Origin of the sequence: Microbacterium sp. B35-04, from assembly GCF_010634885.1 — a bacterium.
In the GTDB taxonomy this organism is placed as follows: domain Bacteria; phylum Actinomycetota; class Actinomycetes; order Actinomycetales; family Microbacteriaceae; genus Microbacterium.
Window position 1 is genome coordinate 1 of record NZ_MWLP01000157.1, and the last position, 3761, is coordinate 3761.

The following is a 3761-nucleotide window of genomic DNA, read 5'->3' on the forward strand; positions in this document are numbered from 1 at the left end:
GCTCGCCGGCGGCTGAACCGCGTGGTGTGCGCGTGGGGGCGTTCATACCCCCACGCGCTTCCTGTCCAAAGACTCGTATGGGGAGTGAAGAAACGTGTCGGTGAAGATCTCGTACGACGAGCTTGGTGCGCTCTACACCAACCTGCTCGCGACACAGACCGAGTTCGAGGCCGCGTCCCAGCGACGCAGCGACCTCAGCGGTGACATCGGGACGCCGTACGGCCGGGGCGAATTGCGCGACAAGACCGACGACTTCGAGAAGCGCTGGGACGATCGCCGCAGCAAGCTGACCGAAGGCCTGAAGGCGGTCACCGAGCAGACGAAGACGGTTCTCGAAGGCTTCGGTGACTTCGACACGCAGGTCGCCGCGGAGCTGGCACAGCAGATGCAGGAAGTGAACTGACGCATGGCGATCCATCAATCCCCGAAGGGGCGTCCTGTGGAGGTCGTCGAGGGCGACGGCGAGGCGGTGCGCGAGCGCGGTCAGCAGATCGTCAACCTCGGTGCCGCGATGTCGGATGCCGAGTCGCTGCTGACGCGGCTCGTGAACGACGGCGCGGACATGGAAGGCAAGGCGATCGACAAGCTCCGCGATCTCAGCGGTGAAGTCAACGCCGAACTCGGCCGCGCGGCCGAGCTGTACGAGGCCGTCGGCCCGTACGTGAGGGACTACGGTTCCGAGCTCGCCACGGTGAAGACGCTCATGAACACCTCGGTGTCCGACGCCGAGAGCTACTGGCTTCAGTACCAGCAGAAGCTCAGCGAGTGGCAGAGCGCGTCCATGGCGCCGGTCGACTACCCGGAGGATGCCGGAGACGACGTCGAGGCGTCCACCGCCGCGGAGCGCGCGCACGCGAACACCGTCGAGACGGCGGAAAACGACAAGGACGACGCCTACCTGCTGTGGAAGGGCGCCGCAGACGACTTCGACGACCAGTACGACCGTTGGGAGACGGCATTCGACGACGCCGTCACCGGCGTCCGCTCCTCCACCGCGCACGCGATCGAGGACAGCTGGCGTGACAACCTCGACGGCTTCGTCGATTTCGCCCTCGATGTGCTCGCCGTCGCGGGCGTGGTGCTCGCCGTCCTCGCCATGGTCGTCGGCGGGCCCATCGTCGCCCTGCTCGCGCTGACGGTGGGCGTGCTCGCTCTCGCCGGAACGCTCTGGCAGTACTCGCGCGGCGACGCGGAGCTGTGGGAGGTCGGTCTGGCGGTGCTCGGCGTTCTTCCCTTCGGCGCGTTCGGCGAGTTCGCGAGCGGGGGGTTCGGGGCGGGAATGCGCGCCTGGACCGGGTTCTCGCGAGGAGGACTCTCGTTCGGCGACGACGTCGCACGCTGGACGCTCAGCCTCGGCTCGCGCAGTCCTGGCCAGTGGGTGTCGAACATGCGCACGCTCGGTCCGGAGGCGGGATTCGTCGTCAACTCCTTCGACGAGGTACTCAGCACTGCCGTGTCGGGTCAGGACCCGTTCATGTGGGAGGTGATCGGAGAGCTGGGCACCACCGGTCAGCAGATCACATACGCCTTCAGTGCTGTCGGAACCAACCTCAACAACATCGCGACCCTGGCCGGCAGCGCCCAGGGAGCGTTCGAGTTCGCAACCGGCATCGACCGGGTCGCCTACCCGACATGGTGATGGGGTCCGCTGTGGCAGGGTGGTTCGGTGACTTCACTGCGTGAACAGCTGGGTGGCGGCCGGCGGGGGATTCCCGAGTTCCGGATGGCGCTGCCCGACGGCTGGACCATGTACGACACGTCGGGGGACACGGAGCGTTCGCTGCTCGAGAAGGCGCGCGTCCGGCTGCGTGAAGCGCATCGGCCCGACGTGTACGCCGCGCTCGAGACTCACGTGACCGGGGCGCTCGCAGCCGCACGCAAACAGGGCGCCTTCGTCATGATCATGGCGGGCGAGGACGCCCCGGCATGGTCGACCGTACCGGTGAGCATTCTGGGGACTGTCACCGAGGGTGCCGCAGGGTCGACGCTGGACGCGATGGTCGCCGATGCCGTGGAACGGCGCGGCGCGCGGTCGCTGGAGGGCAGCAGACGGTTCTTGCGCTGGGTGGACCGGCGCGTCGTGGAGCTCTCGGGAGACAGCGTTGGCGCGTACACGGTGGTGTATCTGACGCCCGTGCCGGGCACCCGGCGCGCGCAGGCGCTCCAGTTCACCGCGACCCTCGTGCATCCCACCGAGATCGACCCTGCCGAAGACCCGCACATGAGGACGTGGCTCGCTCTCCTCGACGCGCACATGCTGACCTTCGGGTGGACCGGGCGATGACGCGCGTCACCTTCGAGATCGATCGGGCCACCGCTATCGTCCTTCCTGGGCCGGGAATGGCCGGCGGCGACGTCAACGCGTGGGCGGCTGAATCCGCCGCGGCTCTGTTGGCGCACCACGATCTGCCGGCTCACCAGCGCGCCGCTCTTCCGCGGGTCCTGGCGCGGGCGCAGCGCTCCGCCGCCGAGGATGCGAGCACCAACGTGCTCACCTTCGAACCGGAGACGGGCGCGTGGGCGCCGCTGCGCCTGACGATTCTCGATCGATCCATCGATACGGATGAGCAGCGACGCTTCCTGTCACCTCCGGCGGTGCTCGAGCCGCGCATCCGGCTCGCCGCATCGACGGGGCTCGGTGAGGGCTGTTCGTCTACAGTCAGGGAGGACGCGCAGCGGGCGAGCGTCCGATGGCTGTTCATGACTTCCGACAGGACGCTGTTCGCGGTGCTGGGTCCGCTCCCCCCGCAGTCCGTCCTGCTCGCCGCCGCCCGCGCCGAGACGCTGATCGATTCGGTGCACGTCGACGACGCGGTCTGGGCCCCTTCCGACGCGTTCGACCCGTCCGGCGTCGTCGCCGCGGCCGAAGGAGAGGATGCGGTGTGGCGGATCTGAGCGCGGGGCCGGCGACGACGTTCGCGCGCGCTGCATCGCAGTGGACGCCCTTGGACTGGTGGAAGCTCGAGGCGCGTGCGTTGCACGGCGTTCCCGAGCTCCGTCGAGCGCTGGCCGCCTTCGCGCCGGCGGCTGCCTGGAAGGACCTCGCGAAGAACGTCGCGCCGGGATGGGGATGCTTGCTCACGCTGTCGCATATCGCGAGCTTCACGCTGCCGGCCGTCGCCCTGCTCTTCCTGCTGTCGTGGGTCTTCGGGCGCAATGACGTCGCGCCGGTGGGCGTTGCCGGGCTGCTCGCAGGCGTCGCGGCGCTCATCGCGGGCATCGGCATCGTGACGGAGATTCGCGAATCGCTGGGAACCGACCCGAAGATCCACCGGATGCTCGGCTCGCTGCATCTCGTGCCGTCGGCGATCGGGTCGCTCGTCGCCGTCGCAGCCATCACACAGGGAGCGGCGGATGGCGTGTGGGGCGTCGTGGGGCTGCTGGCCGACGTGATCGTCGGCATCCTGCACTTCCTCTTGTTCCGCGGGCCCGCCCACACCGGAAGCGATCGCTGGCAGCGCAGCTTCGCCGGCCTCGAGGCGGCGCTGGAGCGCATGCCACCCGACGAGCGGATGCGCATCTACAGCGACATCCAGACGGCGCTCGAGGTATTGAGGGACCACGGTCTGATCTCGAGCGAGGACTATGCGCGAGCCCGCGAGCTGCGCATCGGCATCCTGGGGATGACGATGGCTCCTCGCGAGGACCTCACGCCGCGTTGACCTCCGCGATCGCCGGTCGCGTCGAGGGCACGCGCATGGGGAATGGTCCCCATGGGCTGATCGCGTCATGCCGATTACCGTGGAGTCGGCGGCCCGGGG

At 68.8% G+C, this 3761-nt stretch carries 5 protein-coding genes; all 5 read left to right on the forward strand.

What is annotated here, in order from left to right:
- Positions 1-100 precede the first annotated feature (100 nt).
- The 5 genes from B1729_RS20180 to B1729_RS20200 are packed head-to-tail and all read left to right on the forward strand — an operon-like array spanning position 101 to position 3662.
- Entirely contained in the window at positions 101-403 is a 303-nt protein-coding gene (locus B1729_RS20180) for a flagellar protein FlgN (RefSeq protein ID WP_163620920.1), read from the forward strand.
- 36 nt (positions 404-439) lie between these two features.
- Positions 440-1639 (forward strand): hypothetical protein, encoded by a 1200-nt coding sequence (locus B1729_RS20185; RefSeq protein WP_163620919.1) that lies wholly within the window; start codon positions 440-442, stop codon positions 1637-1639.
- A 27-nt stretch (positions 1640-1666) separates the two neighbouring features.
- The gene (locus B1729_RS20190; RefSeq protein ID WP_163620918.1) at positions 1667-2284 is read left to right on the forward strand and encodes a hypothetical protein; all 618 of its coding nucleotides are present in this window, start codon (positions 1667-1669) and stop codon (positions 2282-2284) included.
- Positions 2281-2895 carry a hypothetical protein gene (locus B1729_RS20195; protein ID WP_163634606.1) on the forward strand — a complete coding sequence of 205 codons (615 nt, stop codon included), beginning with the start codon at positions 2281-2283 and terminating at the stop codon, positions 2893-2895. The genes B1729_RS20190 and B1729_RS20195 overlap by 4 nt, the downstream gene beginning before the upstream one ends.
- Positions 2883-3662: a hypothetical protein gene (locus tag B1729_RS20200; RefSeq protein WP_163634607.1), complete on the forward strand. Its 780-nt coding sequence runs from the start codon at positions 2883-2885 to the stop codon at positions 3660-3662. Before B1729_RS20195 ends, B1729_RS20200 begins: the two co-directional genes overlap by 13 nt.
- The last annotated feature ends 99 nt before the right edge of the window (positions 3663-3761 follow it).